11 protein-coding genes are annotated in these 25,327 nt (G+C 74.6%); 2 read left to right on the top strand and 9 right to left on the bottom strand.

Features of this window, described 5'->3' with window-relative positions:
* Positions 1-28 precede the first annotated feature (28 nt).
* From AB0C02_RS16405 to AB0C02_RS16365, 9 genes are all read right to left on the bottom strand, one after another.
* Positions 29-217, bottom strand: a complete 189-nt coding sequence (locus AB0C02_RS16405; RefSeq protein WP_357548860.1) for an MbtH family NRPS accessory protein — start codon at positions 215-217, stop codon at positions 29-31.
* 1 nt (position 218) lies between these two features.
* Positions 219-1,172, bottom strand: a complete 954-nt coding sequence (locus AB0C02_RS16400) for a TauD/TfdA family dioxygenase (RefSeq protein ID WP_357548858.1) — start codon at positions 1,170-1,172, stop codon at positions 219-221.
* A 26-nt stretch (positions 1,173-1,198) separates the two neighbouring features.
* Positions 1,199-6,697: an SDR family NAD(P)-dependent oxidoreductase gene (locus tag AB0C02_RS16395; RefSeq protein ID WP_357548855.1), complete on the bottom strand. Its 5,499-nt coding sequence runs from the start codon at positions 6,695-6,697 to the stop codon at positions 1,199-1,201.
* 58 nt (positions 6,698-6,755) lie between these two features.
* A complete protein-coding gene (locus tag AB0C02_RS16390) occupies positions 6,756-10,283 on the bottom strand; it encodes an amino acid adenylation domain-containing protein (RefSeq protein ID WP_357548853.1) in 3,528 nt (1,175 codons plus the stop codon).
* Complete coding sequence (locus AB0C02_RS16385; protein ID WP_357548850.1) at positions 10,280-12,595, bottom strand: lantibiotic dehydratase; 2,316 nt, start codon at positions 12,593-12,595, stop codon at positions 10,280-10,282. Before AB0C02_RS16385 ends, AB0C02_RS16390 begins: the two co-directional genes overlap by 4 nt.
* Positions 12,592-15,699, bottom strand: coding sequence for a thioesterase domain-containing protein (locus tag AB0C02_RS16380; protein WP_357548847.1), 3,108 nt, complete (start codon positions 15,697-15,699; stop codon positions 12,592-12,594). Before AB0C02_RS16380 ends, AB0C02_RS16385 begins: the two co-directional genes overlap by 4 nt.
* Positions 15,696-19,211, bottom strand: a complete 3,516-nt coding sequence (locus AB0C02_RS16375; protein ID WP_357548845.1) for an AMP-binding protein — start codon at positions 19,209-19,211, stop codon at positions 15,696-15,698. The genes AB0C02_RS16380 and AB0C02_RS16375 overlap by 4 nt, the downstream gene beginning before the upstream one ends.
* Positions 19,212-19,548: 337 nt before the next feature.
* Positions 19,549-19,938, bottom strand: coding sequence for a DUF2267 domain-containing protein (locus tag AB0C02_RS16370; protein WP_357548844.1), 390 nt, complete (start codon positions 19,936-19,938; stop codon positions 19,549-19,551).
* Between the two features lie 110 nt (positions 19,939-20,048).
* On the bottom strand, positions 20,049-21,317 hold the full coding sequence (locus AB0C02_RS16365; protein WP_357548842.1) for an MFS transporter: 1,269 nt from the start codon (positions 21,315-21,317) through the stop codon (positions 20,049-20,051).
* A 99-nt stretch (positions 21,318-21,416) separates the two neighbouring features.
* Here AB0C02_RS16365 and AB0C02_RS16360 point away from each other — a divergent pair, with 99 nt between their 5' ends.
* Positions 21,417-22,733 carry a PLP-dependent aminotransferase family protein gene (locus AB0C02_RS16360; RefSeq protein ID WP_357548839.1) on the top strand — a complete coding sequence of 439 codons (1,317 nt, stop codon included), beginning with the start codon at positions 21,417-21,419 and terminating at the stop codon, positions 22,731-22,733.
* Between the two features lie 126 nt (positions 22,734-22,859).
* Positions 22,860-25,055, top strand: a complete 2,196-nt coding sequence (gene katG / locus AB0C02_RS16355; protein WP_357548837.1) for a catalase/peroxidase HPI — start codon at positions 22,860-22,862, stop codon at positions 25,053-25,055.
* The last annotated feature ends 272 nt before the right edge of the window (positions 25,056-25,327 follow it).

The following is a 25,327-nucleotide window of genomic DNA, read 5'->3' as shown; positions in this document are numbered from 1 at the left end:
TACCGATGATTCGCTCGCTGGCGCTCGCTCATGACTGTGCCTCGCGTACGGAGCGGGGACGCATGTCGGTCCAGACGGTGTCGACGTGGGCCAGGCACTCCTCACGGGTGCCGGCGAAACCGGCGTCGTGCCAGCCCGCGGGGAGCTCCCGGTCGGCCGACCAGATCGAGTACTGCTCCTCGTCGTTGCGCACGACCAGGAATCGGGTTTCGGCCATCTCAGTTCGCTCCAGGGGTGTCGGGGGTGTGCGGCTCAGCCATCGCGACGGCGATCTTGCGGGGGCCGGTGAACGGCTCCCGGCCGTGTGCGGCGGTCATGTTGTCCACCACCAGCACGTCGTCGCGCTGGTAGTCGAAGCGGACGGTGGCGGCCCGGTAGGCGGCCCGCAGGTGGTCCATGACGTCGGCGGGGATCTCGCCGCCGTCGCCGTAGTAGGTGTTCGACGGCAGCCCGTCGGGGCCGAACATGGCCAGCAGGCCCTCCTGGTAGTCCTTCGGGAGGGTGGACAGGTGGAAGAAGGTGGCGTGGTTGAACCAGCGCGGGGCGTCCGAGCCGGGCCGGTGGTGCACCACGTGCCGGACCGCCCGGGTCCGCAGGCCGTCCTTGCCGACCCACTCCACGGTGATCCCGTTCGCGGCCGCGTACGCCTCGACCTCGGCCCGGCTCTCGGTGTTGAACACCTCCTGCCAGCGGGTGCCGAAGTCGCCGTGGAAGTTGCGCACCAGCATCCAGCGCCGCCGGATGAACTCCTCGCGCACCACCGGGTCGATCTCGGCGTACACCCGGCGCACGTCGGCGAGCGGGGTGGCGCCCAGGGTCTCCGGCGGGGTGATGCAGTAGAAGAACAGCGTCAGCGGCCAACGCGCCTGGTACGAGTTCTCGTTGTGCAGGAAGATCTCCTCGTCCGGCGGGTAGTCGGTCGAGGTGTAGACCCGGCCCTTGATGGAGTGCCGGGGCGAGGAGCGCTCCGTGTAGGTCAGCGGTTCGCCGGACAGGGCACGGACCACCCGGTCGAAGCCGTCCACCCCGCCGACGTCGAAGCCGCGGAAGAGCAGCCCGCCGTGCTCGGCGAGGCTGGCGCGCAGTTCGGCGCGGCGGGCATCGATCAGGTCGGTCAGGCCCCGACCGTCGTTCTCGATGACCACCGGAAGGGTGGTCGCCGTATCGCTCATGGTGCGGTCTCTCCTGTTCGTCGTGGTCAGGCGCGGGGCAGGCGCGGGATGGCCGGGATGGTCGCCGGCGCGGCCGGCTCGTCGGCGGGTTGGGCGGCGCGCAGCTCCTCGATCCGGGCGGCCAGCCCGGCGACCGTGGGGGTCTCGAAGAGGCTGCGCATCGGCAGCCGCACCCCGGTGGCCTTCCGCATCGCGGCGATGAGCTGGACCGCGACCAGCGAGTTGCCGCCGAGGGCGAAGAAGTCGTCGTCCACGCCGACCTCGGTCACGCCGAGCCCGTCCCGCCAGACCTGGGCGATGGTCTTCTCCAGCTCCGTCGAGGGCGCGGCCGAGCCGCCGCCGGCGGCGGTCGGCGCGGAGAGCGTCGGCTCGGCCTCCGTCTCCAGGCTCTCCGTGGTCACCCGGCTGGCCCGGCGGCGGATGTCGGCGACGGTACGGGTGGCGATGACCACCTGCGCGCCGAGCCCGGCCGCGAGGCTGCGGCGGAACGCCTCCGCCCCGTCCACCGGCCGGATGTCCTCGGTCGCCGGGGTCGGGCCCGCCTCGGCCGGGGCGGCCGGGGTGTCGGTGAGGCCCCCGGTGACCGCGCTCTGGTCGACCCGGCGCAGCACGAAGTCGCTGATCGCGACGAGTTCCCGGCCCTCGGCGTCCACCAGGGACAGGTCGGCCGCCACCACCTCGTCGGTGGCGCTGGCCCGGTGCCGCAGGTGGCTGTGGAAGCTCGCCGGCAGCGCGCCGCGCACCACCATCCGGCCGTAGGACAGCGGCAGGTAGGTGCCGGAGCCCTGGCCCCGGCCGAAGGCCGTGGCCACGTCCAGCAGCGCCGGGTGCATCCCCCAGTCGGGCAGGTCGCCCAGGGCGGCGGCCGGCGCCTCGATCCGGGCCAGCTCCTCCCCCGCGCCAAGGTGGTGTTCGGCCAGCCCGGCCCAGCGCGGCCCGAAGGTGAGCATGCTGGTGCGGCCCCGGCCGAACGACGCGTCGTCGTCGACCCGGCTACCGGCTACGGTGGGCACGCCCGCCGGCGGGGCCGGCTCCTCGGTCCAGCCGGCGGTGCCCCGGACGTGGGTCCGAAGCTGGCCGGCGGCCAGGCTGGCGACGGTGAAGTCCACCCCGTCCTCGGTGGGCGTCAGCTCCACCCGGTACTGGGCGACCGTGCCATCGGGCACGGAGAACGGCTCCAGGAAGACCACGTCCCGCAGCTCCACCGCCGCCTGAGGGCCGGGAGCGGGCAGCGCGGCGGTCACCGCCGCGCGCGCCGACTCCAGGTGGGCCGTGCCGGGCACCACCGGCACGCCGCCGATCCGGTGCTCGTCGAGCAGCCAGTGGGTGCCGGCGGAGACCAGGCCGTGCAGCACCGTGCCGTCCGGGCCGACCACCTTGGTGGTGAGCACCGGGTGGTTCACCGGGCTGGTGACGACGTCCCGGCCGGCGGCCCGGAACCCGGCCGGGGAGTCGGTCTCCACGGCCATGCCGACCTCGGCCCAACCGCCCCAGTTCTGCGCGACCACAGGCGCCCGGAAGCCGGTGCCGGCGCGGGCGAACGCGTCCAGGAAGTTGTTCGCCGCGCAGTAGTCGACCTGGCCGAAGCCGCCGATCACCGCGGTGATCGAGGAGCACAGCGCCACGAAGTCCAGCGGCAGGTCACCGAAGACCTGGGCGAGGGCGAGCGTGCCGGCCAGCTTCGGGGCGAGCACCCGCTCCGCCTCGGCCCGCTCCTTGATCTCGGCCATGCCGCCACCGGGCAGGCCGGCGGCGTGCACGATGCCGTCCAGCCCGCCGAACCGGGCCTCGGCGGCCTCGCGGACCCGGCGCAGGTCGGCAGGGTCGGTGACGTCGGCGGCGAGCACCAGCACCTCGGCCCCGGCCGCCTCCATCCGGCGGATCGCGGCGATGGCCCGGCCGGCCCGGTCGGCGCCGCCGTGCACCGCCAGGTGCTCGTCCCACCGGTCCCGCTCCGGCAGGCCGGACCGGGCCAGCAGCACCAGCTTGGCGCGTACCCGCCGGGCGAAGTCCTCGGCCAGGGTGACGCCGATGCCGCCGAGACCGCCGGTGATCAGGTAGCGGCCCTCCTCGATCAGCGCGCCCGGCTCGCCCTCGGCGTCCACGGTGACCTGCTCGTACCCGCCCACCCAGCGCCGGTCGCGGCGCAGCGCCACCTCCGGGTGCTCCGGGTCGACCGGGCTGCGCAGTTCGCCGACCAGGGCGGTGACCCCGCGGGCACTGAAGTCGGCGTCGACCAGCCGGACAGTGAGGCCGGGCAGCTCCACCGGCAGCACCCGGGCCAGGCCGGCGAGGGTGGCGTGTTCCGGGCGGACCAGCTCGTCGCCGCGTACGTCGCCGATGCCGGCGGTGACCAGGTCGAGGGTGACGCCGTGCTCGTCGGCGGTCAGGCCGGCACCGGCGAGCGCCTGCACCAGGTGCAGCGCGCTGAAGAAGCCCCGGTCCTGGGCGGCCCAGGCGGCGACGAGGTCCGTCCCGACCGGCTCCCCGTCCAGCGCGTACGCGTGCACGATCCGGCGCGGCAGGTCGGCCCCGAGCGCGGCGACGAGGGCCTCGTGGTCCTCGCGCACGCCAGGACGCAGCCGGAAGCCGGTCGCCGTGGCGGCGAAGGCGTCGCCGGCGCGTACCTCGACCGGGTCGTCCCCGGCGGCCCGCAGCGCCGCGGCCAGCGCCTCGCCGCGTGGGCCGTCGGCCAGCACCAGACACCGGCCCAGCGGCGCGACGGCCCGGGCCGGGGCGGCCTGCCGCCACACCGGCACCGCGAACCACTCCGGCAGCGGCCGGGGGCCGCTCTCCGCCGGGGCCGCCGCGACCTGCTCGTGCGGGTCCGGGTCGACCCAGTAGCGGCGGCGCTCGAACGGGTACGCGGGCAGCGGCACCCGGCGGGCGTCCGGGTCGGCGGCCGGCCGCACCGGCACGCCCGCGCACCAGAGCGCGCCGGCGCTGCCCAGCAGGGTGGCCAGGTCGCCGGTGGACTCGCCCGCCCCGGGCAGGCTGCCCAGCGGGGTGAGCTTCCGCTGCGCCTCGGACGCCTTGGCCACCTGCATCCGGGCCAGGTTGGCCAGCTGCCGGCCCGGACCGCACTCGACCAGCGCCCAGGTGCCCTCGGCGAGCAGGGCGGCCACGCAGGCGCCGAAGCGGACCGGCCGGCGCAGGTGCGCCGCCCAGTACGCCGGGTCGGTGGCCTGCGCCTCGGTGATCCAGGTGCCGGTCACGTTGGACAGGAACGGCACGGCCGGCGGGCGCAGCGGCACAGCGGCCATCAGCGCGGTGAACTCGTCGAGGATCGGCTCCATCATCGGCGAGTGGAACGCGTGCGAGGTCCGCAGCATCTTGCTCTTGCCCTTGAGGGTGGCGGCGAACTCCTCGACCAGGGCGGTCTCACCGGCCACCACACAGGTGCCCGGGCCGTTGACGGTGGCGACGGAGAGCCCCTCGGGCAGCCGGTCGGCGACCGTCGACTCGTCCAGCGACACGGCCAGCATCGACCCGGCGGGCAGGGAGTGCATGAGCCGGCCCCGCGCGGCCACCACCTTCAGCGCGTCCGGCAGGGTGAGCACGCCGGCCACGGTGGCGGCGACGTACTCGCCGATGGAGTGGCCGATCATCGCGGCCGGGGTGACCCCGGACCGCTGCCAGAGCAGGGCGAGCGCGTACTCGACGGTGAACAGGGCGGGCTGGGTGTAGCGGGTCTCGGTGAGCTTCTCCCCCGCCTCCGGGTCGCGGCCGAGGATCAGGTCGCGGATGTCCAGGCCCAGCTCGGGACGGAGCAGCTCGGCGCACTCGTCCACGGTGGCCGCGAAGCCAGGGTCCTCGGCGTAGAGCTGGGCGCCCATGCCGGCGTACTGGGAGCCCTGGCCGGAAAAGAGGAGAGCCACCTTCGGGGCTGGACGGTCGGTCAGGCCTCGGTGTCCGCGCTTGGGATCACGAAGCAACGCGGCCGCCGTCGTGGGGTCGGCGGCGACCACGGCGGCGCGGTGCGCGTACTCCTTGCGCCCGACGCGCAGCGTGTGCGCGACGTCGGCGAGCATCCCGGCGCCGCCTTCGGCGGTGGTGAACGGCTCGGTGCCGCCTCCGCCCCCGTTTTCCAGGTGGTCGGCGAGCCGTCGCACCGCCGCGTCCAGCGCGGCGGGGGTCTTCGCCGACACCTGCAGCAGGTGCGCGGGGCGGGCCGGCCGCTCGGCCCGGTGCGCGGCCGGAGCCTCCTCCAGCACCACGTGCGCGTTGGTGCCGCCGATGCCGAAGGAGCTGACCCCGGCCCGGCGCGGCACCCCGTCGGTGTCCCACTTGGTCAGGGTGTTGGCCACGTAGAACGGGGTGTCGGCGAAGTCGATCGCCGGGTTCGGCGTCTCGTAGTTGATGGTCGGCGGGATCAGACCGTGCTCCATGGCGAGCACCGTCTTGATCACGCTGACGATGCCGGAGGGCTGGCTGAGGTGGCCGATGTTGGACTTCACCGAGCCGATGCCGCACCAGCCCCGGTCGTCGGTGTCCCGGGTGTAGACGGCGGAGAGGGCGGCGACCTCGATCGGGTCGCCCAGCGCGGTGCCGGTGCCGTGCGCCTCGACGTAGCTGATGGTGCGCGGGTCGATCGCGGCCAACCCGACCGCCTGCGCCACCGCCTCCATCTGGCCGTCGATGCTCGGCGCGGTGAAGCCGACCTTGCCGGCGCCGTCGTTGTTGATCGCGTTGCCGAGCACCACCGCACGGACGGTGTCGCCGTCGGCGATCGCGTCGGAGAGGCGCTTGAGCAGGGTCACCCCGGCGCCGCTGCCCCACACGGTGCCGTTGGCGTCGGCGTCGAACGGGCGGCACCGGCCGTCCGGGGAGGTGAAGCCCTCCATGCCGAGGTAGCCGACGTGCGGCAGTTCGATGTTGACGCCGCCGGCCAGGGCCATGTCGCACTCGCCGTTGCGCAGCGCCTCGCAGGCCAGGTGGAACGCGACCAGCGAGCTGGAGCAGGCGGTGTGCAGGGTCAGGCTCGGCCCGCGCAGGTCCAGCCGGTACGACACGTTGGTGGCGACGTAGTTCGGCGAGGTGGCGGTGGCGATGGAGACGGTGCCGTGCGGGCTGCCGCCGACCCGCTTGTTGCGCTTCACGAACTCGTGCAGGTAGGTGTTGTTGCCGGTGCCCGCGTAGACGCCGATCGCACCGTCGTAGCGGCCCGGGTCGTAGCCGCCGTCCTGCAGCGCGGTGTAGCAGACCTCCAGGAAGATCCGATGCTGCGGGTCGGTGATCTCGGCCTCGCGGGCGGTCATCCCGAACAGGCCCGCGTCGAACTCGTCGTAGCCGTCGATCAGCGGGGCCCGGTGCACCCAGCCCGGATCGTCCACCTCCTGGATCAGGGCGCCCCGGGCGAGCTGCTCCTCACGGGTCAGCTCGGTGACCGACTCCACGCCGTCGACCAGGTTGCGCCAGAACTCCGCCACGTCGGCGGCGCCGGGCAGGCGGGCGGCGAGTCCGACGACGGCGATCGGTTCGATGCCGTCGTCGGCGGGGTGTTCGGTGACCATGTCGTTGTTCATCGGGGTCGTCCTTCGTTGCACGGGTGCCGGACGGTGGCCGGCGGGAAGGGTTGCGGCGTCACGGTTGGTTCGGTCGTCGAGGTGGGGTTCGGCGGGCCCGGCCGCGGCGGGCGGCGGCGCGCAGCGCGGCGCGGGCCAGTTCCGGCCGGTCGGCGGCGCCGTCGAGGCTGGCGGCGAGGGCCCGCACGGTCGGGTGGCGGAACAGGTCGAGCATGGCGATCGAGCGGCCGGTGGCCTCGTTGAGCCGGGCGTGCACCGCGGCTAGGGCCATCGAGTGGCCGCCGATGTCGAAGAAGTTGTCGGCGACCCCCACCCGGTCCCGGCCGAGCACCTCCTGCCAGATGCCGGCGATCAGCTCCTCGGTGGCGGTGAGCGCGTCCGGCCCGGCGGGCAGGGAAACCCGGGCCGGCTCGGCGGCCGCGACGGTCATCGCGCCGAGGGCGGCCACCCGGACCGCCGGCCGGGGCAGCTCGGCGGCCACCTTGTCGGCCGGGGCGTCGGGGTCGGCGGCCAGGGCGCCGACCAGTCCGGCGAGGTCGGCCAGGAGCGCCTCGATCCGGTCGGCGTCGAACAGATCCGGATTGTGCACCACCTCGACGCCGGCCAGGCCGGCTCGTTCCACCACGTAGACGGTGATGTCGAAGGGCGAGCCGGGCTTCGGCACCGGTGCCGGCTCGACGGTCACGCCGGCCAGGTCGAGCCGGGGTGACACGAAGTTGAGCACGTTGAACAGCACCTGCACCAGCGGGGCCCGGGAGGTGTCCCGGCCGACGCCGAGCGCCTCGACGATCCGTTCCAGGGGTGCGCCGGGGTGCTCGGTCACCTCCTGCAGCTCGGTGGCGCAGCGGTCGACCAGCTCGGCGAAGCTGGCCCCGCCGCCCCGGACCCGGACCGGCACGGTGTCGATGAAGAAGCCGATGACGTCATCGAAGGCGGCCAGCCGTCGGTCGGCGACGATCGCGCCGAGCACGTGGTCGTCGACGCCGGTGATCCGGCGCAGCAGCTCGCCGAAGCCGGCAAGCAGCACGGCGGCGACGGTGGTGCCGCGCCGCGCGGCCAGCTCGCGTACCCCCCGGTCGGCGGCTTCGGACAGCATGACCGCGGCCTCGGCGCCGGCGTAGGTCTGCACCGTCGGGCGAGGACGGTCGCGGGGCAGGTCGAGCACGGTCGGCGCGCCGGCCAGGTGCTCGGTCCACCAGGCCAGGTCGGCCGCGCCCCGGCGGCGGTCCCGCTCGGCTCGCCACACCGCGTAGTCGGCGTACGTGGCGGGCAGCGCGGGCCGGGCTGGCGGCTCGCCGTTGACCGCGCGGGCGTACCCGGCGGCGAGGTCGTCGTAGAGCAGCGCCTCGGACCAGCCGTCGAAGACCGCGTGGTGCATGGTCATGGCGAGGACGTGCTCGTCGGAGCCGAGCCGGTAGACGGTGACCTGCCAGGGTGGCCCGGTGGCCAGGTCGAACGCGTGGCCAGCTCCGGCGGCCAGCATGGTGGCCAGCTCCGCCTCGGCGTCGGCGGCACCGGTCAGGTCCACCACCGGGACGGCCACGTCGGTCGGCTCCTCGCGGACCGCGTACGGCACACCGCCGGTCTGCGGGATCCGCCACCGCAGCACGTCGTGACGCTCGGCCACGGCGCGCAGCGCGGCGCCGAGCGCGGCAATGTCCAGCGGGCCGCGCAGTCGGTGCGCGACGGCGATGTTGTAGGGCGCGCTGGACGGGGCGATCTGGTCCATGAACCACAACCGCCGCTGGGGCGGGGAGAGGGTCGGCGGGTTGCCGGTGGTCAGCCCGTCGCCGTCGGCGGGGGCGGCGGCGCGGACCCGGTCGAGCAGGGCGGCGAAGGTACGGCCGGTGAACAGGTCCCGGGTGTCGACCTGCCGGCCCAGCTCCGCGCGGAGCGCGGCGACCAGCCGCATCGCGGCGATCGAGTTGCCGCCGGCGGTGAGGAAGTCGCTGTCCGGGTGCGGGATCGCGCCGAGCAGCCGGGTCCAGACCCGCCGGACGGCGCGCTCGACCGGGTCACCGTCGTCGCTCTCGTCCACCGGGGCGTCCGAAAGGGACACGGCCAGGGCGCGCAGCGACGGCCGGTCCAGCTTGCCCGTGGTCGAGCTGACCGGCAGCTCGGCCAGCCGCACCGTGCGGGCCGGCAGCATCGCGGTGGTCAGCCGGGGCCCGGCGTACGCCCGCAGCGCGTCGTCGTCGGGGGCGTCGGCGGGGGTGAGGAAGGCGACCAGCTCGGTGCCGGCCGGGCCGGGCACCGCCTCCACGGCGACCCGGTCGACGCCGGGGTGCCCGCCCAGCACCGCCTCCACCTCGCCCAGCTCGATCCGCTGGCCGCGGATCTTGACCTGCCGGTCGGCCCGGCCCAGGTAGACGATCCGGCCGTCGGGCGCCTGGTACACGAGGTCGCCGGTGCGGTAGAGCCGCTCGCCGGGCCGGTCGCCGGACGGGTCGGGCACGAACCGCTCGGCGGTGAGCCCCGGCCGGTTGAGGTATCCGTTGGCCAGCCCCGGACCGCCGATCAGCAGCTCGCCGGTCTCCCCCGGCGGTACCGGGCGCAGCTGCGCGTCCATCACGTACGCCCGGTGGTTCGGCTGCGGGCGGCCGATCGGCACCGGTTCGGCGGCGTCGGCGGCCGTGAGGTCGCCGACGACCACCAGCACGGTGCTCTCGGTGGGGCCGTAGCCGTTGAGGAACCGCCGGCCGGGGACCCAGCGGGCGGCCAGCTCGGCGGGGACCGCCTCGCCGCCGCAGAGCAGCACCCGCAAGGCCGGCACGTCCGCCGGGTCGAGCAGGGCGAGCACGGTCGGCGTGATGAAACCCCAGTTCACCTCGTGCGCGGCGATGAACCGGGCCAGCCGGACCGGGTCGGCCCGGTCGGCGGTGCCGATCAGCTGCACCGCGCCACCGAGCAGCAGCGGCACGAACAGGTCCATGGTGATCGCGTCGAAGCCGAGCGAGGCGATGCCGAGGCTGCGTACGTCGGCGTCGGCGCCGGTCATCGCAATCATCCCGATGGTGAACGCGACCATGTTGCGGTGGGTGGTGAGCACCCCCTTGGGGCGGCCCGTCGACCCGGAGGTGAAGAGCACGTGGGCGGTGTTGTCCGGTGTCGCCGGGCAGGACGGCGGTTCGAGCGGCGCCGCGCGGTGGAGCGCGGCGGTCGACGGGGAGAGGGTCCGCAGGCCCGGCGACGCCCCGAACTCCGCCTCGGCCAGGTCACCCACCACCAGACCGACGCCGGCGTCGGCGATGATGTCCCGCAGCCGTTGACGCGGGCCGCCGGCGTCCAGCGGCACGTAGCAGCCGCCCGCCATCAGCACACCGAGCACGGTTACCACCAGCTCGGGGCTGCGGGAGGCGCAGATGCCGACCCGGGTCTCCGGTCCCACGCCCTGCTCGCGCAGGACCAGCGCCAGGTGGGCGGCCCGCTCGACGAGCTGGCGGTAGCTGAGCACGTCGTCCCACTGCCGCACGGCGACCGCGTCCGGGGTACGGGCGGCCTGAGCCGTGACCAGCTCGACCAGCGTCGCCTCCGGGTACGGCAGCGGCACGCCGTGCAGGACGGAGATGGTCGGACTCGTGGTCACCGGTGCTCCTCATTCGTACGGAAGGCGGCAGGATCGGTCACCTGCAGCCGGATCTCGCTGACATAGCGCTCGCCGTGGGCATCGGTCACCCACGCCTGGTCCGGGCCCGGCAGCAGCTCGCTGACCATCAGAGCGACGTCCGGGCCGGTCCGGGCCGCGGCGTCGACCATGGCGCAGAGCGACTGCGCGTACAGCGGGCCGGTCAGGTCGACGTAGCAGGGCTTGACCTCGGTCCCGACCTTGACGAACACCCGATCGGGCAGGCCGAGCCGGGCTCGGAACCGGCGTGCGGCGAGGAACCGCTCGGTCTCGCCGGCGTGACCGGCCAGGCCGGACTCGCCGACCGTGGTCCGCCAGGTGCGGCGGGCGACGACGAGCCGGTCGATGGTGATGCGCGGGGTCAACGCCGCCGGCGCCACCAGCTTGAAGCTGTCCAGCAGCAGCGCGCCGAGGACACTGGCGAAGACCTCCACCAGCGGCCAGCGGGACCCGTCGGGAAGCACCGCGGTCAACTCGCCGCCGGTGAACTCGACCCGCACGCCGGTCGCCGGGACCAGCCGCTCCACGTCGGCCCCACGCGCGGTGTCGATCCCGAGCTGCCGGTCCGCCGGACCGGCGAAGTGCCAGGTGGTTCGGGTCGCCAGCCGGGGGTAGTCGGCCGGGTAGAGCGGCCGGATCCGGGCCGGACCGAGGTCGGCGTCGAGGCCGGCGCGCAGCACCGCCGGGTCGGGATGGAACGGGCTGAACACCGCGCTGTCGAACGGTGTGGTGGCCGGATGCAGCTCGCCGAGGACCGCCACGAACTCGCCCCGGTTGAGCGCCTCGACGCTGACCGCGCTGAGCTGCACGTCGGGGCTGTGGATCCGGGCGGAGGGCCAGCCGGGCGCGTCGGCGGGGAACAGCTGCCGGACCCGGTCGGCCAGGTCGGCGCTGTTCAACCGCACCTCGGGCTGCGCCGCCGGCACGTCGTGCAGGCCGAACAGCGCGGCCCACCGGGCGGTGAAGGCGACGCCGGCCGCGGCGACCGGGCCGTCGGGGGCGGTGAGGAGCCCCTGGGCCAGCGACCAGATGTCGGCCAGCCGCACCGGGCCGGCCGCGGCGAGTTCGGCGTACAGGTCGGCGAGGATCCGTTCGCAGCCGGCGCCGATCTCGGCGGTCAGCCAGCGGGCGGTCTGCAGCACCACCCCGAGGGGGGCGGCCAGCGCGTCGAGCACCGCCGACCCGAGGCGGAACTCCAGGTCGCGTCCGGCCTCCTCGTAGACGAGGGTCCGTCCGGTGTACATCTGCCCGCCGTGCCGGGTGGCCGGCCGGCCGGTGACCCCGGTGAACTCGGCGTTCAACGCGGCGAGGGCCGCACCGAGCCGGTCCGGGTCCCCGGCCGCCGCGGCCACCTCGTTCCGGGCCGCCCGGAGCCGCTCGAAGTCGGCGGCCACCCGGGCGCGCGCCGCCGGGTCGCCGATCGCGGCGATCCGCTGGTCGAGCACCTGCTCCGCGTGCGGGTTGTTGGGCAGGCCGGCGTCCCAGGTGAGCAGCTCCCGTTCGACCAGCCGGTCCAGCAGCAGGAAACCGTCGGTGGCGGTCCGCAGTCCACCGTCGGCGCGTACTCGCTCCACCAGCGCGACCGCCGGGGTCCGCCCGTCGCAGCCGGCGAGCAGCCGCGCCTCGACCGGGGACAGCTCGATCGGTGGATGCAACGGCCGGCGGAGCTGCCGTCCCTCGACGGTCAGGTGCGGCGGCAGCTCCGGGGCCCACCACCGGCGGACGGCCGGATCGTCGGCGAGCCGGTCGGCGTACGCCATCAGCGCCCACGCCTCGAAGTGGACCGTGCGGCGGGCGACCAGATCGGGCCCGGGGATCAGCCGGGTGTACGGGTCGGCGGGGTCGACAACCCCCCAGCAGACCGGGCCGAAGAAGCCGATGGTCTCCGACTTGCCGCAGTAGCGCTGCCAGTAGCGCAGCACGGCGATCTCCCGCTTACGGCGGGGCTTGTTGCGCACCGCCGGGTCGGTCCGCAACAGGCCGTCGAGCGCGCCGAGCATGTCCGGGTTCTGCCAGGTGACCGCCTCGCGCAGCAGCGGGTCTTCGGCGATCTTCCCGGCCGCCGCCGAGGACTCGGCGAACGCCGCGCGCAGCGCCTCGTCGAGCAGTTCGGGGCTGCCCGCGCCGGAGAGCCGGGCATCGGCGACGGCCGCCGCCCCCGGCGCGGCGAAGTGGTCGAGCCCGTCCGCCGGGAAGCCGGCGGTACGCAGCACCACGTCCCGCCACACCGACCAACCGGTGTCGCCGAGCGGCAGCAGGTGACTCCGGCTCATCGGCTGGGCTCCCGATGGTCATCCACGATCTGCAGGCGCAGTTCGCTGAAGTACCGGTGGCCGGCGGCGTCCGGCACCCAGGCCTGTTCCGGGGTGGGCAGCATCTCGCTGACCACCAGCGACACGTCGTCGCCGCCGTCGACCCCGGCGGCCCGGACCATTGCACAGAACATGTTCGTGAAACCGGGGCTGCCCAGGTCGACGAAGCAGGGCTTGGTCTCGGTGCCGAGCTTGACGTAGACCTGCTCCGGCAGCCCGAGCCGATGGCGCCAGGCCCGAACCGCGAGGAAGCGCTCCCGCTCGCGGGTGGCGGCAGCGAGGCCGCTCTCCCCCACCGTGGTCCGCCAGGTCTGCCGGGCCACCACCAGGTTGTCGAGGGTGATCCGGGGGGTGTACGGCGCGGCGGCGACCAGCTTGAAGCCGTCGACCGCGTGCGCGCTGAGCAGCTCGGCGAAGACCTCGGTGAGCGGCCAGCGCTGGCCGTCCGAGGCGGTGGCGACGAGCCGGCCGTCGGAGTCGGTGACGGTGAGGTCCACGGTGGGCAGGACCCGGGCCGGGTCGCCGCCCGAGGCCGGTTGGAAGGCCAGGTGCCGGTCGGTCGGGCCGGTCAGCGCCTCGGCGACGCGGCTGGTCCGGCGCGGCCAGTCGTCCGGGAACAGCAGCCGGATCCGCCGCTCGCCCAGGTCGGTGGCGAGCGCCGTGCGCAGCCGTTCGACGTCCGGGTGCGACGGGGTGAAGGCCGAGCAGTCGAACGACGACCAGGCCGCGTGCAGCTCACCCAGCACTGCGGTGTAGTCGCCGCGCTGCAACGCGTCCGCGTCGGTCGCGCAGATCTGCAGGTCGGGGCTGTGGATCACGCCGTTGGACCAGTCCGGCCGGGTGCCGGGGAACACCTCGTCGATCCGCCCGGCGAGGTCGGCGACCCGCAGCCGGATCTCGGTGGTGCCGGCGGGCAGCGCGTCCAGCCCGAACAGCCCGGCCCAGCGCGCCGCGAACTCGGCGGAGACCGCGTCGACCGGCCGGTCGCCGGTGCCCCAGAACAGGCCCTGCACGAGGAACCAGAGGTCGGACAGGAGGACCGGCCCGGCACCGGCCTCGGCGCGCAGTTCCTCGTAGAGCCCCCGGAACACCTCCCCGTACGCCTCGGCCAGCGCCTCGACCAGCCACCGGGCGGCACGCAGCAGCACATCGAGCGGTGCGGCCAGGTCGGCCAGCAGCGGCGCGCCGAAGACCACGTCGAGGTCGCGGCTGGTGTCCTCGTAGCAGATCGTCCGGCCGGCGTACATCTGGCCGTCCCGCCGTCGGGGCTCGGCCCCGGTCAGCTCAGTGAAGGTGGCGTTGAGCGCCCCGTTGGCGGCGCGCAGCCGCTCGGGGTCGCCGGCCGCGCCGGCGACCGCGTCCCGCGCGGCGCGCAGCCGGTCCCAGCCGGCCCGCGCCGCCGCCCTCAGCGGCTCGTCGCCGATGGCCTCGATCCGGTCGGTGAGCACCTGCTCGGCGTCGGGTCTGACCGGCAGCGCGGCGTCCCAGGTGATCAGCTCCCGGGCCACCAGCCGCTCCAGCAGCGCGTAGCCGTCCTCGGGGCGGCGCAGCCCGACGGCCGGGTCGGTCACCAGCACGTACGCGGACCGGCGGCCGTCCATGGCGGCGAGCAGCGCCGCCTCCACCGCGGACAGCGGCACCGGCGGCCGGCCGGGGCGCAGCACGGCGCGGTCGCGCAGGCTCAGGTGGGCGCAGAGCATCGGCGGCCACCAGCGACGCACGGCCAGGTCCGCGCCGAGCGTGTCGGCGTACGCGGCCAGCGCCCACGACTCGAACCAGACCCAGCGGCGGCGGGTCAGCTCCGGGCCGTGACTGATCCGGGCGGCCTCAGGCTGCTCCGGATCGATCGTGACCCAGCAGCTCGGACCGAAGAAACCGACCGTCTCGTTCTTGCCGCAGTAGCGCTGCCAGTATCTGAGCAGGGCGCGCTCCCGGTCCCGGCGGCGCACGTTGCGGGCCGCGTCGCCGCCGCCGCGGACCAGACCTTCCAGGGCGACGAGCGCGCCGGGGTTCTGCCAGGTCACGGCCTCGCGCAGGAGCGGATCGGCGGCCAGCTCGCTGATCCGGTGGGCGGACACCCGGACCGCCTCGTCGAACTCCTTGTCGAACCGGTCCGCGCCGGTGCCGGTGGCGATCAGCTCGTCGGCCGCGGCGGCGGCGTGCGGCGTGTGGAACCGGGTCAGCCCGTCGGCCGGGAAGCCGGTGCCGCGCAGGAGCGCGTCCCGCCACACCGACCAGCCGGTGTCGCCGAGCGGCACCCGGTGCGCGGCCTTCGCGCCGGCGCAGGGCGCGGCGACGGTGCTGGGCGGCGACGCGGGGCCGGCCCGGTCGGCGGCGACCGCGGCGGCCAGGTCGGTACGGAGTGGGGCCAGCAGCTCGGCGAGCTGGTCGAGCAGGAAGAAGTGCCCGCCGCCGATCTCGTGCAGGGTGAATCCGGCGGCGGTGTGCTCCGCCCAGGCGAGGCTGTGCTCGCGGGTCACCGCCCGATCGTGCACGCCGCTGAACGCGACGATCGGCACCGGCAGCGGCTCACCGGGGACGTAGCGGTAGCTGTCCACCCGGCCGAAGTCGGCCCGCAGCAGCGGCAGCAGCAGCTCCACCAGCTCGGGGTGATCCAGCAGCTCGGCGGGGAGGCCGCCCCCGTCGCCGAGACGGCGCAGCAGTTCCTCGTCGTCCACTCGGGACAGCCCGTCGAAGAGACTGGCCGCGGTGACGTGCGGGGCGCGGGCGCCACCGACGTAGAGCCGCAGGGGCAGCGGCGCCCCCGTCCGCAGTAGTTCCCGGACCACCTCGAAGCCGACCCGGCCGCCCATCGAGTGGCCGTAGATCGCGTACGGGCGGTCGGCGCGGGAGGCGATGGCGGCGGCCACGTCGGCAACGTCGAAGCGGGCATCCTCGCCGATCCGGTTCTCCCGGCCGGGCAGCTGCACCGGCAGCACCTCGACGTCCGGGCCGATCCCCTGCTGCCAGCGCCGGAACACGCTCGCGCCGCCACCGGCGTAGGGCAGGCAGAACAATCGCACCGGCGCCTGGGGTCGGCTTCCGGCGGAGACGAACCAGTTCACCGCTTACCTTTCTGCACGGGGTCGATCCAGTACCGCTGGCGCTGGAACGGATAGGTGGGCAGCCCGGTGCGTCGGACGGTGCCCTCGGGATGCAGGGCGTCCCAGTCGACGTTCCGCCCGGCCACCCAGTCGGCCGCCAGATCGCGGAGCGGGCCGCCCTCGCCGGCGATCTGGGCGTCGGTGTCGAGCAGCACGTCCAGCGCGGCGAGCGCGCCGGGCAGGTCCGCGGCGACCACGGCGGCCCGGTACGCGAAGGCCCGCCGGCCGAGCACCAGGGTGGCGGCCACCTCGGGCAGCGCCGCAGCGGCGCCGGCCAGGTGGCGGCGTAGCCGGGTGAGCGCCGCACGCAACGCGGCCGGGGTACGCGCGGACACCGGCAGCAGCCACGGCCCGGTGCCCGGGGCCTCGGCCGGGTCGTCGGGTGGCGGCTGCTCGACGATGACGTGCGCGTTGGTGCCACCGAGCCCGAACGCGCTGACCCCGGCGACCCGACGCGGCACCGATGGCCAGTCCCGCGCCTTGGTGGGCACGTAGAACGGGCCGGCGGTGAAGTCGATCTCCGGATGCGGACGGGTGAAGTGCAGGTTGGGCGGAATCACGCCGTGCCGGACGGCGAGCACCGTCTTGATCAGCCCGGCGATCCCGGCGGCGGCGTCAAGGTGGCCGATGTTGGTCTTCACCGTGCCGAGCGCGCAGGAGTTGGCGGGGGCGGTCCCGGCGTACACCTCGTGCAGCGCGGCCACCTCGATGGCGTCGCCGAACGGCGTGCCACTGCCGTGGCCCTCGATGAACCGGACCTCATCGGGCGTGACCTCGGCGGTGGCGAGGGCGGACGCGACTGCGGCGGCCTGCCCGGCCTGGCCGGGTACGGCGAAGCCGGCCCGGTCCGGGCCGTCGTTGGTGACCGCCCAGCCGGGCAGGACGGCGTAGATCCGGTCCCCGTCGGCCTGCGCGTCGGCGAGCCGGCGCAGCGCGACCACGCCGACACCGGAGCCGAAGCCGGACCCGTTGGCGCTCTCGTCGAAGGCGCGGCAGCGGCCGTCCGGGGAGGCCATGCCGCCGGGGGTGTGCCGGTGTCGGGGCCAGGTGACGGTGACCCCGCCGGCCAGGGCGATGTCGCACTGGTAGTCGGCGAGGCTCTGCGCGGCGAGGCAGACCGCAACCAACGAGCTGGAGCAGGCGCTCTGCACGGCGAGGGCCGGCCCGGTCAGCCCCAGCCGGTAGGCGACCTGCCCGGGCAGGTGGTCGGTGAACTGCCGGCCGACCAGCCGGGCCTCCCAGTCGTCCGGGTCCACGTCGCCGACCACGGCCGGGTTGTCGAGCAGGTGGAAGAGGAAGTACCGGTTGGCGGAGGTGGCCGAGTAGACGCCGATCAGGCCGGGGAACCGCTGCGGGTCGCGCCCGGCGTCCTCGAGGGCCTCCCAGGCGGTCTCCAGGAACAGCCGGTGCTGCGGGTCGGTCCGGGCGGCCTCGTCGGCGCCGAAGGAGAAGAACTCGGCGTCGAAGTCGGTCACCCCGTCGAGCCAACCGGTCGCCCGCACGTGCCGCGGGTCGCCGCGCAGCCCCGGCCCGATGCCGAGGGCGGCCAGTTCCTCGTCCGTGTGGTCCCGGACGGAGTCGACGCCGGCGCACAGGTTCCACCAGAAGGTGGCCACGTCGGGGGCATCGGGGAAGCGGCCGGCGAGCCCGACCACGGCGATCTCGTCGCCGGTGTACTCCCGGGCCCCGGCCGCCGGGGCGACCGGGGCGGGCAGGACCGGCGCCCGGAGCGCCTCGGCCAGAGCGGCCGGGGCGGGCAGCGCCGGTGCCCGGACCGCCTCGGGCGGGGCGTCGAGCAACGCCGCCTGGCCGGCCACCGTCGGGTGGTCGAAGAGGCGCAGCATCGGCAGCCGCACGCCGAACCGCTCCGCCAACCGCTGCTGCACCTGGCCCAGCAGCAGGGACTGGCCGCCCACGTCGAAGAAGCTGTCGGTGCGGCCGACCGCGTCCCGGCCGAGCACCGTGCACCAGATGTCGTGCACGACGCGCTCGGTGTCGGTGGCCGGGGCCGCGCCGGCGGGCACGACACTGACCGGGTCGGGCAGGGCCCGCTCGTCCACCTTGCCGGTGACGGTGAGCGGGAACTCGTCGAGCACCACCACGGCGCGGGGAAGCGCGTACGCGGGCAGCGCCGCGGCGAGGGCGGCTCGCAGCGCCGTCGCGTCCGGCCGGGTCCCGTCGGCCGGGCGGGCGTACGCCAGCAGCTCGCCGTCGCGGGCGATGGCGCGTACGCCGGCCACCCCGGGGTGGGCGGCGAGGACGGCCTCGATCTCGGTCAGCTCCACCCGGTGGCCGCGCACCTTGATCTGCCGGTCGAGCCGGCCGAGGCAGACCAGCTCGCCCCCGGGCAGCCGCCGGCCCAGGTCGCCGGTGCGGTACGCGCGCACCCCGTCGGCGTCCATGGTGAACCGGTCGTTGTCCTGGTTGAGGTAACCGGGGGCGAGATGCGGGCTGTGGACCACGAGTTCGCCGGTGTCCGGCGCGAGACGCACCTCGTAGCCGGGGAACGGGGAGCCGATCGGCAGCGGGCCGAGGGCATCCGCGTCTACTTCGGACAGTAGCGTCGAGTACCGAGCGACGAAGGTCATCTCGGTCGCGCCGTAGCCGTTGACCAGCTCGCAGTCGGGGGCGAAGCGGCCCCGGCCGCGGATCGCGTCGGCCCAGGTGGCCTGCTCGCCGCCGAGCAGCACCACGCGGACCGCGTCCAGCCGCCGCTCGCCGAGGGTGTCGAGCAGGTGCCGGTAGACGGTTGGCGTGCAGTGCAGGACGGTCGCCCGGTGTCGGTCGAGCTGGTCGAGGGCGTACGCGAGCCCCTGCCGGCGCAGCTCGACCGGGACCACGGCGGCGCCGGTGAGCAGCGCCGGGTACAGGTCCGGGATGGCGGCGTCGAAGCTGAACGAGGCGAGCAGGCTGAGCCGGTCGGTCGGGGCGACGGCCAGCGCGGCGATCTGGTTGTCGACGACGTGCGCCAGGTTGCGGTGGGTCTGCCCGACCGCCTTGGGCACCCCGGTGGAGCCCGAGGTGAACAGCACGTACGCGAGCGCGTCCGGGTCTCCAGGTACCGGCCGCAGCGGGGCGGGCGGCACGTCGTCCAGCGGCACCACGGTCCGGCCGTCGGCAAGCTCGCCGGCAAGCTCGCCGGCCAGCTCCCGGTGCTCGGCGGCGCAGGCGAGCGCGCTGACCCCGGCGGCGGCGAGCATGTGGCGCAGCCGGTCGACCGGGAAGCCCGGGTCGAGCGGCACGTACGCGCAGCCGGCGGCCAGCGCGCCGAACAGCGCCGCGACGGTCGGCGCGCCGTGCGCGGTGAGCAGGGCGATCCGGTCGCCGGGTCGGGCGCCCGCGGCGGCGAACACGGCGGCGTGCCCGCCGGCTGCGGCGGCCAGTTCGGCGTAGCTGACCTCGTGGGTCTCGCCGAGCAGCGCCGGACGGTCAGGCTGACGTGCCGCGACGGCGGCGAAGCGATTGACAATCATCGGTAGTGCCATGTCAGCGGTCGGGAATTTCCTCACCGATGACAGGCGCGCAGGAGTCAACCAATGTGACCATGATCCCCCCCAGGACTACACATTGGAAGCAGAATATGACTCAATTTCCCGATGGGAAGGGCATCGATCAGGGTCGGGCCGAAGGGCCTACACCGGATGCCACCTCGGACGGAGGAAATCGTCCGATCATCCCTCTAGCGCGTAGATGATTTCCGGCGTAAGTGTCTACTGTCGAGTACGTTTTGCGGTAAAACTGCGGTAGAACCGTGGAATTTTCGCCGACGCGGCCTCCGTCGCCGCAGCTCAACCCGCTGTCGGGGAGCAGTCACCGGTCATCGTAACGCGGGATGGGATCGACCAACACGTCGAATCCCTTCGGCAGCTGCGCCACCAGATCGTGGAACTCGCCGACCGTCACCGCCTCGCGCAGCGTGGCGAGCACCGCGAGGGTGCCCACCTCGGCGACCGCCGGATCCACCCCGGTCAGCTCGGCCACCCGGCGCAGGAAGGCCACCATTCCCCCGGGCGCGCCGCCCTCGGCCGGGGCCAGGTAACCGCCCAGCTCGTCCGGCAACTGCGCGGCCAACTCGTCCGCCTCCCCCGCCGTCACCCGCTCGGCGAGGGTCTGCAGCACCGCGCGGGAGATCATCGCGGCCTGCCCGGTGGGCAGCTCGGCGCGGCGGGCCACCGTCTCGACGAATCGGGGAAACCGCACGCCGCCTCCTGTGTCGTCGCCGCCCGCCGCCGGGTCTCGGACGGCTCCAGGCACCGCAGGGTGCCTGGAGCCGTCGCGGCTTACCCGCGCTCGGCGGGGACAAACGGTGGTCACCGGCCGGCGGCCACCGCCGCGTGGGTCTCGGCCGGAGCCGGTGGCTGGTCCGGCGTCGGGATCTCCCGGGTACGCCACACCGGCGACCGCCGGGTCACCGCTGCCGCCGCGGCCATCCCCACCGAGGCCAGCGCGAGGTACGCCGGCGCCCCCAGCAATCCGGTCAGCACGCCGCCGAGGGCCGCGCCGAGCGGCATCGCACCCCAGATCACGAACCGGCTGGTGGCGGTCATCCGGGACAGCATCGCCGGCGGTGTGGCGGCCTGCCGGAGGCTGACCGCGTTCACGTTGTAGAGACCACTGGCGAAGGCGTTCACGGCCAGCCCGGCGCCGATGCCGAGCGGGTGCGGCACGAGCACCAGCACCGCGCCGGCCTGCAGCACGGCCGCCCCCGTGATCGCCCGGCCGACGCCCAGGCGGGTGCGGGCCCGGCCCGCGACCGCCGCGCCGAGCAGGTATCCGACATTGGCGCCGGCGACCAGCAGGCCGACCGTGACGGCGGGCAGGTGCAGCTCGCGGACCGCGTACACCAGCAGCATGGCCAGGAAGCCAGCGTGCCAGAGGTTGGTCAGCCCGGAGCAGAGGGTCAGCGCCCGCACGATCGGGTTGCGCAGCACGAAGCGGACGCCGCCGGCGGCGTCCCGCCACATGCCGCCGGAACCGGGGGCGGCCTGACGGGCCAGTCGGGGCGTACCGGCCAGGAACAGGGCCGAGACGACGAAGCTGGCCACGTCGACGAGCAGCGCGACGGGCGCGCCGAGCGCGCCGACCAGGATGCCGGCCACCCCCGGGCCGGCGGTCTGCCCGACCGCCCGGGTCGCCTCCAGGCGGGCGTTCGCGTCGGCCAGCCGCGCGGCCGGCACCACCGCCGGCACCGCGGCGAAGTAGGCGACGTCGAACAGCACCGTGGCGCAACCGGCGAGCAGCGCCACCGCCACGAGCTGGGCCAGGGTGAGCAGCCCGGCCGCCCAGGCGAGTGGCACGCTGGCCAGCAGCAGCGCCCGGGCCAGGTCGGTGGCGACCAGCACCGTGCGGCGGGGCAGCCGGTCCACGATCGCCCCGGCCGGAATGCCGAGCAGCAGGTACGGCAGGGTGGTCGCGGCGGTCAGCACGGCGACCCCGGTCGGCCCGGCGCCGAGCACGGTCAGCGCGGCGAGCGGCAGCGCCACCGTGGTGACGTGGGTGCCGAGGGTGCTGACCGCGTCGGAGAGCCAGAGCCGGCGGAAGGTGGCGTGCCGCCATAGGGCGGCGGAGGTGACGGTCATGCGGGCAGCCTGCCCGCGTACCCGGGAAGTCGGGCGGACCGGATTGTCACGGTGACAATCCGGCGGTGGCCGGCCGGACCCGGCGGCTAGATTGTCACGGTGACAATCTGGGAGCCGGCAGGGCCGTCCGGGGCCGGGCCCCGCTATCTGGCGCTGGCCGACGCGATCGGCGCGGACATCGCGGCGGGCCGGCTCGGCCCCGGCGACCGGCTGCCACCGCAGCGGGAACTGGCCCGGCGGCTCGGCGTCACCATCGCCACCGTCGGCCGGGCCTACCAGGTGGCCGCCCGCCGCGGCCTGCTCACCGGCGAGGTCGGCCGGGGCACCTTCGTCGCCCCCGCCCCCGCCCCCGCCCCGGCGGCCGCCGCCACGCCGGTGCTGGACGTGGCCGCGGTGCACCCGCCCGGGCACGGGCCGGTGCACCGGGCCGTCGCGCCGATCCTGCACCGGATCGCCGCCGACCCCCTGGCGGTCGGCGCCGAGGACGCCGATGCGGTCCGGCACCGGATAGCCGGTGCCCGCTGGATGGCCCACGCCGGCTGGCGACCCGAGCCCGGCAGCGTCGAGGTGACCGCCGGCGGGCAGCACGGCCTCGCCGCCGCCCTGGCCGCCCTCGCCCAACCCCGACAGGTGGTGATCACCACCGAGCTGACCAACCCCGGTCTGCTGGCCGCCGCCCGGCTGCTCCGCGTCGAACTGGCCACCGTGCCCAGCGACGCGGCCGGTGCGCGGCCGGACGCGGTCGACCGGCTCTGCGCCCGCCGCCGCGTCGCCGCGCTGCACCTGCACCCCACCCTGCACAACCCCACCGGGCTGACCATGCCGGCCGAGCGCCGCCGGGAACTCGCCGCCGTCGCCACCGCCCACGACCTCACCGTCATCGAGGAGGACCCGTTCGGCGCGCTGCTGCCCGACCGGCCGCCGCCGGTCGCCGCCTGGCACCGACGGACCGTGCACCTCACCGGCATCACCAAGACGCTCGCCCCCGGGCTGCGGATCGGCTACCGGTACGCCCCGCCGAGCCTCGCCGAGCCGCTCCACGCCGCCGCCCAGGCCCTCGCCTGGGCGGCCGCGCCGCTGGTCGCCGAGGTCGTCACCGAACTCGTGCTCAGCGGGGCCGCGCACCGGCTCGCCGCCGCCCGCGCCGCCGAGCTGGCCGGCCGCGCCGCGCTCGCCCGGGAACTGCTCGGCGAGCGGGTCAGCGCCCCCGGGCCGGCACCCTTCGCCTGGGTACGCCTCCCGCACGACGCCGAGGCGGTCACCGCGTCCGCCCGCCGCCGGGGCATCGCGGTCGCCGGCGCCGACGAGTTCGCCGCGCGGCGGGGCGCCCCGCCCGGCCTGCGGGTCAGCCTCAGCGCCGACGAGGACGCCGTACGCACCGCGCTGCGCGCCCTGGCCCGGCTGCTGCCCGGCTGAGCACCCCGGACACGCCAGACCTTGCCGCCGGATGCACCGCATTCAACGCCAAAGTGGGGCATACTGCGCACCGTGGTTGCAGCGATCAGGTGACCGAACGGGAAGACATGAAGGAGAGGGCCTGACGTGGTTGAGCGCGGCAGCGAGAGCGAGAACCCAGCAATCCCCTCCCCGACCGTGAAGCCGAGTCGGCCGAGAACGAACCAGGACTGGTGGCCGAATCAGCTGAACCTGCAGGTGCTCCATCAGCGCTCACCCCAGGCCAACCCGCTCGGCGCGACTTTCGACTACACGGAAGAGTTCAAGACCCTCGACGTCGACGCCCTGAAGCGGGACATCTTCGAGGTGCTGACGACGTCGCAGGACTGGTGGCCGGCCGACTTCGGCCACTACGGGCCGCTCTTCATCCGAATGAGCTGGCACGCCGCCGGCACATACCGCATCGAAGACGGCCGCGGCGGCGCCGGCGACGGCGGGCAGCGCTTCGCCCCGCTCAACAGTTGGCCCGACAACGCGAACCTCGACAAGGCGCGCCGGCTGCTCTGGCCGGTCAAGCAGAAGTACGGGCGGAAGATCTCCTGGGCCGACCTTCTGGTCTTCACCGGGAACTGCGCCCTGGAGTCGATGGGCTTCACGACGTTCGGCTTCGGCTTCGGCCGAGAGGACATCTGGGAGCCCGAGGAGATCTTCTGGGGGCCCGAGGACACCTGGCTCGGCGACGAGCGCTACAGCGGGGACAGGAAACTCGCGGCTCCGCTCGGCGCGGTGCAGATGGGCCTGATCTATGTGAACCCGGAGGGGCCCAACGGCACTCCGGATCCGCTGGCTTCCGCCCGGGACATCCGTGAGACGTTCCGCCGGATGGCGATGAACGACGAGGAGACCGTCGCGCTCATCGCCGGTGGCCACACGTTCGGCAAGACCCACGGGGCCGCCTCCGCCGAGTACGTCGGCCCCGAGCCCGAGGGGGCTCCCCTCGAGAGCCAGGGCCTCGGCTGGCGGAACACCTTCGGCAGCGGCATGGGCGGCGACACCATCACCAGCGGGATCGAGGTCACCTGGACCTACCATCCGACCCGGTGGGACAACGAGTTCTTCCAGATCCTCTTCGGCTACGAGTGGGAACTGATGCGGTCGCCGGCCGGCGCGCACCAGTGGCGGCCCAAGAACGGCGCGGGCGCTGACATGGTGCCCGAGGCGCACGATCCGTCGAAACGCCGCGAACCGCGGATGCTCACGTCCGACCTCGCGCTCCGGTTCGACCCGACCTACGAGCAGATCTCACGGCGGTTCCTGGAGAACCCGGACCAGCTCGCGGAGGCGTTCGCCAAGGCGTGGTCCAAGCTGTTGCACCGCGACATGGGACCCGTTTCGCGCTACCTCGGCCCGTGGATTCCCGAGCCGCAGCTGTGGCAGGACCCGGTCCCGGCGGTCGATCACGACCTGATCGGGGACGAGGACGTCGCGGCCCTCAAGGCCAGGCTCCTCGCGTCGGGGCTGTCCATCTCCCGGCTGGCCTTGACCGCCTGGGCGTCGGCGGCGAGCTTCCGCGGCACCGACATGCGTGGCGGGGCCAACGGGGCGCGGATCCGCCTGGAACCGCAGAAAGACTGGGAAGTCAACGAGCCGGCCGAGCTCGCCACGGCACTGCAGGCACTGGAGCAGATCCAACAGGACTTCAACAACTCACAGTCCGGTCGGCAGAAGGTCTCGCTCGCTGATGTGATCGTCCTCGGCGGGTGCGCGGCCGTCGAGCAGGCGGCCAAGAACGCCGGGCATGACGTCACGGTCCGCTTCGCGGCGGGGCGTACGGACGCCGCGCAGGAGCAGACCGACGTGGAGTCGTTCGCCGTGCTCGAGCCGAGGGCGGACGGATTCCGCAACTACCTGCGGGCCGGCCGGAAGTTGTCGCCGGAGACCCTGCTGCTGGACCGGGCCAGCCTGTTGACGCTGACCGCACCCGAGATGACGGTACTGCTGGGCGGCATGCGGGCCTTGACCGCCAACGCGGGCCGGACGCCACACGGTGTCCTGACCGACCGGCCCGAGACGCTGACGAACGACTTCTTCGTGAACCTGCTCGACATTGGCACCGAGTGGAAGTCATCCGCCTCGGCCGAGAACGTGTTCGAGGGGCGGGACCGCGCTACGGGTGAGGTCAAGTGGACCGCCACCGCGGTTGACCTCGTCTTCGGGGCGAACTCCCAGCTCCGCGCCATCGCCGAGGTCTACGCCGGCCGCGACGCGCAGGAGAAGTTCGTCCAGGACTTCGTCGCGGCGTGGGTCAAGGTCATGAACCTGGACCGATTCGACCTCGCCTGACGGGCCGTCACCCGACCACATTCGACCCTGGCCGACGGCTGTCCCTGCCGCCCTGCACCGGTAACGGTTGCATAACAGGCACCCCGCAGACGGGGCGCGCGCGACAGATTCTCAGCCCGGACACGCGAGGGCCACACCCACATCAGCCCCGGCCACGCAGCCGCGCCCGACGGAATGAGCGCGAGCCTCTCACCTCGCCATAGGCCATCCGGAAGAATCAGCGCCGCCACTTCCCGGAACACTGACTCACGCGTTCAAATTGATGGATATGA

It is taken from the genome of Micromonospora sp. NPDC048999 (assembly GCF_040649295.1).
GTDB lineage: Bacteria > Actinomycetota > Actinomycetes > Mycobacteriales > Micromonosporaceae > Micromonospora.
Note: the sequence above shows the minus strand (reverse complement) of the source record. Positions and strands in the feature narration are given on the sequence as shown.

Bases quoted from the DNA above. Each gene is read 5' to 3' on its own strand.
- AB0C02_RS16385 (WP_357548850.1), bottom strand. From the start codon at position 12,595: ATGAGCCGGAGTCACCTGCTGCCGCTCGGCGACACCGGTTGGTCGGTG.
- AB0C02_RS16395 (WP_357548855.1), bottom strand. From the start codon at position 6,697: ATGAACAACGACATGGTCACCGAACACCCCGCCGACGACGGCATCGAA.
- AB0C02_RS16375 (WP_357548845.1), bottom strand. From the start codon at position 19,211: ATGATTGTCAATCGCTTCGCCGCCGTCGCGGCACGTCAGCCTGACCGT.
- AB0C02_RS16365 (WP_357548842.1), bottom strand. From the start codon at position 21,317: ATGACCGTCACCTCCGCCGCCCTATGGCGGCACGCCACCTTCCGCCGG.
- AB0C02_RS16400 (WP_357548858.1), bottom strand. From the start codon at position 1,172: ATGAGCGATACGGCGACCACCCTTCCGGTGGTCATCGAGAACGACGGT.
- AB0C02_RS16405 (WP_357548860.1), bottom strand. From the start codon at position 217: ATGGCCGAAACCCGATTCCTGGTCGTGCGCAACGACGAGGAGCAGTAC.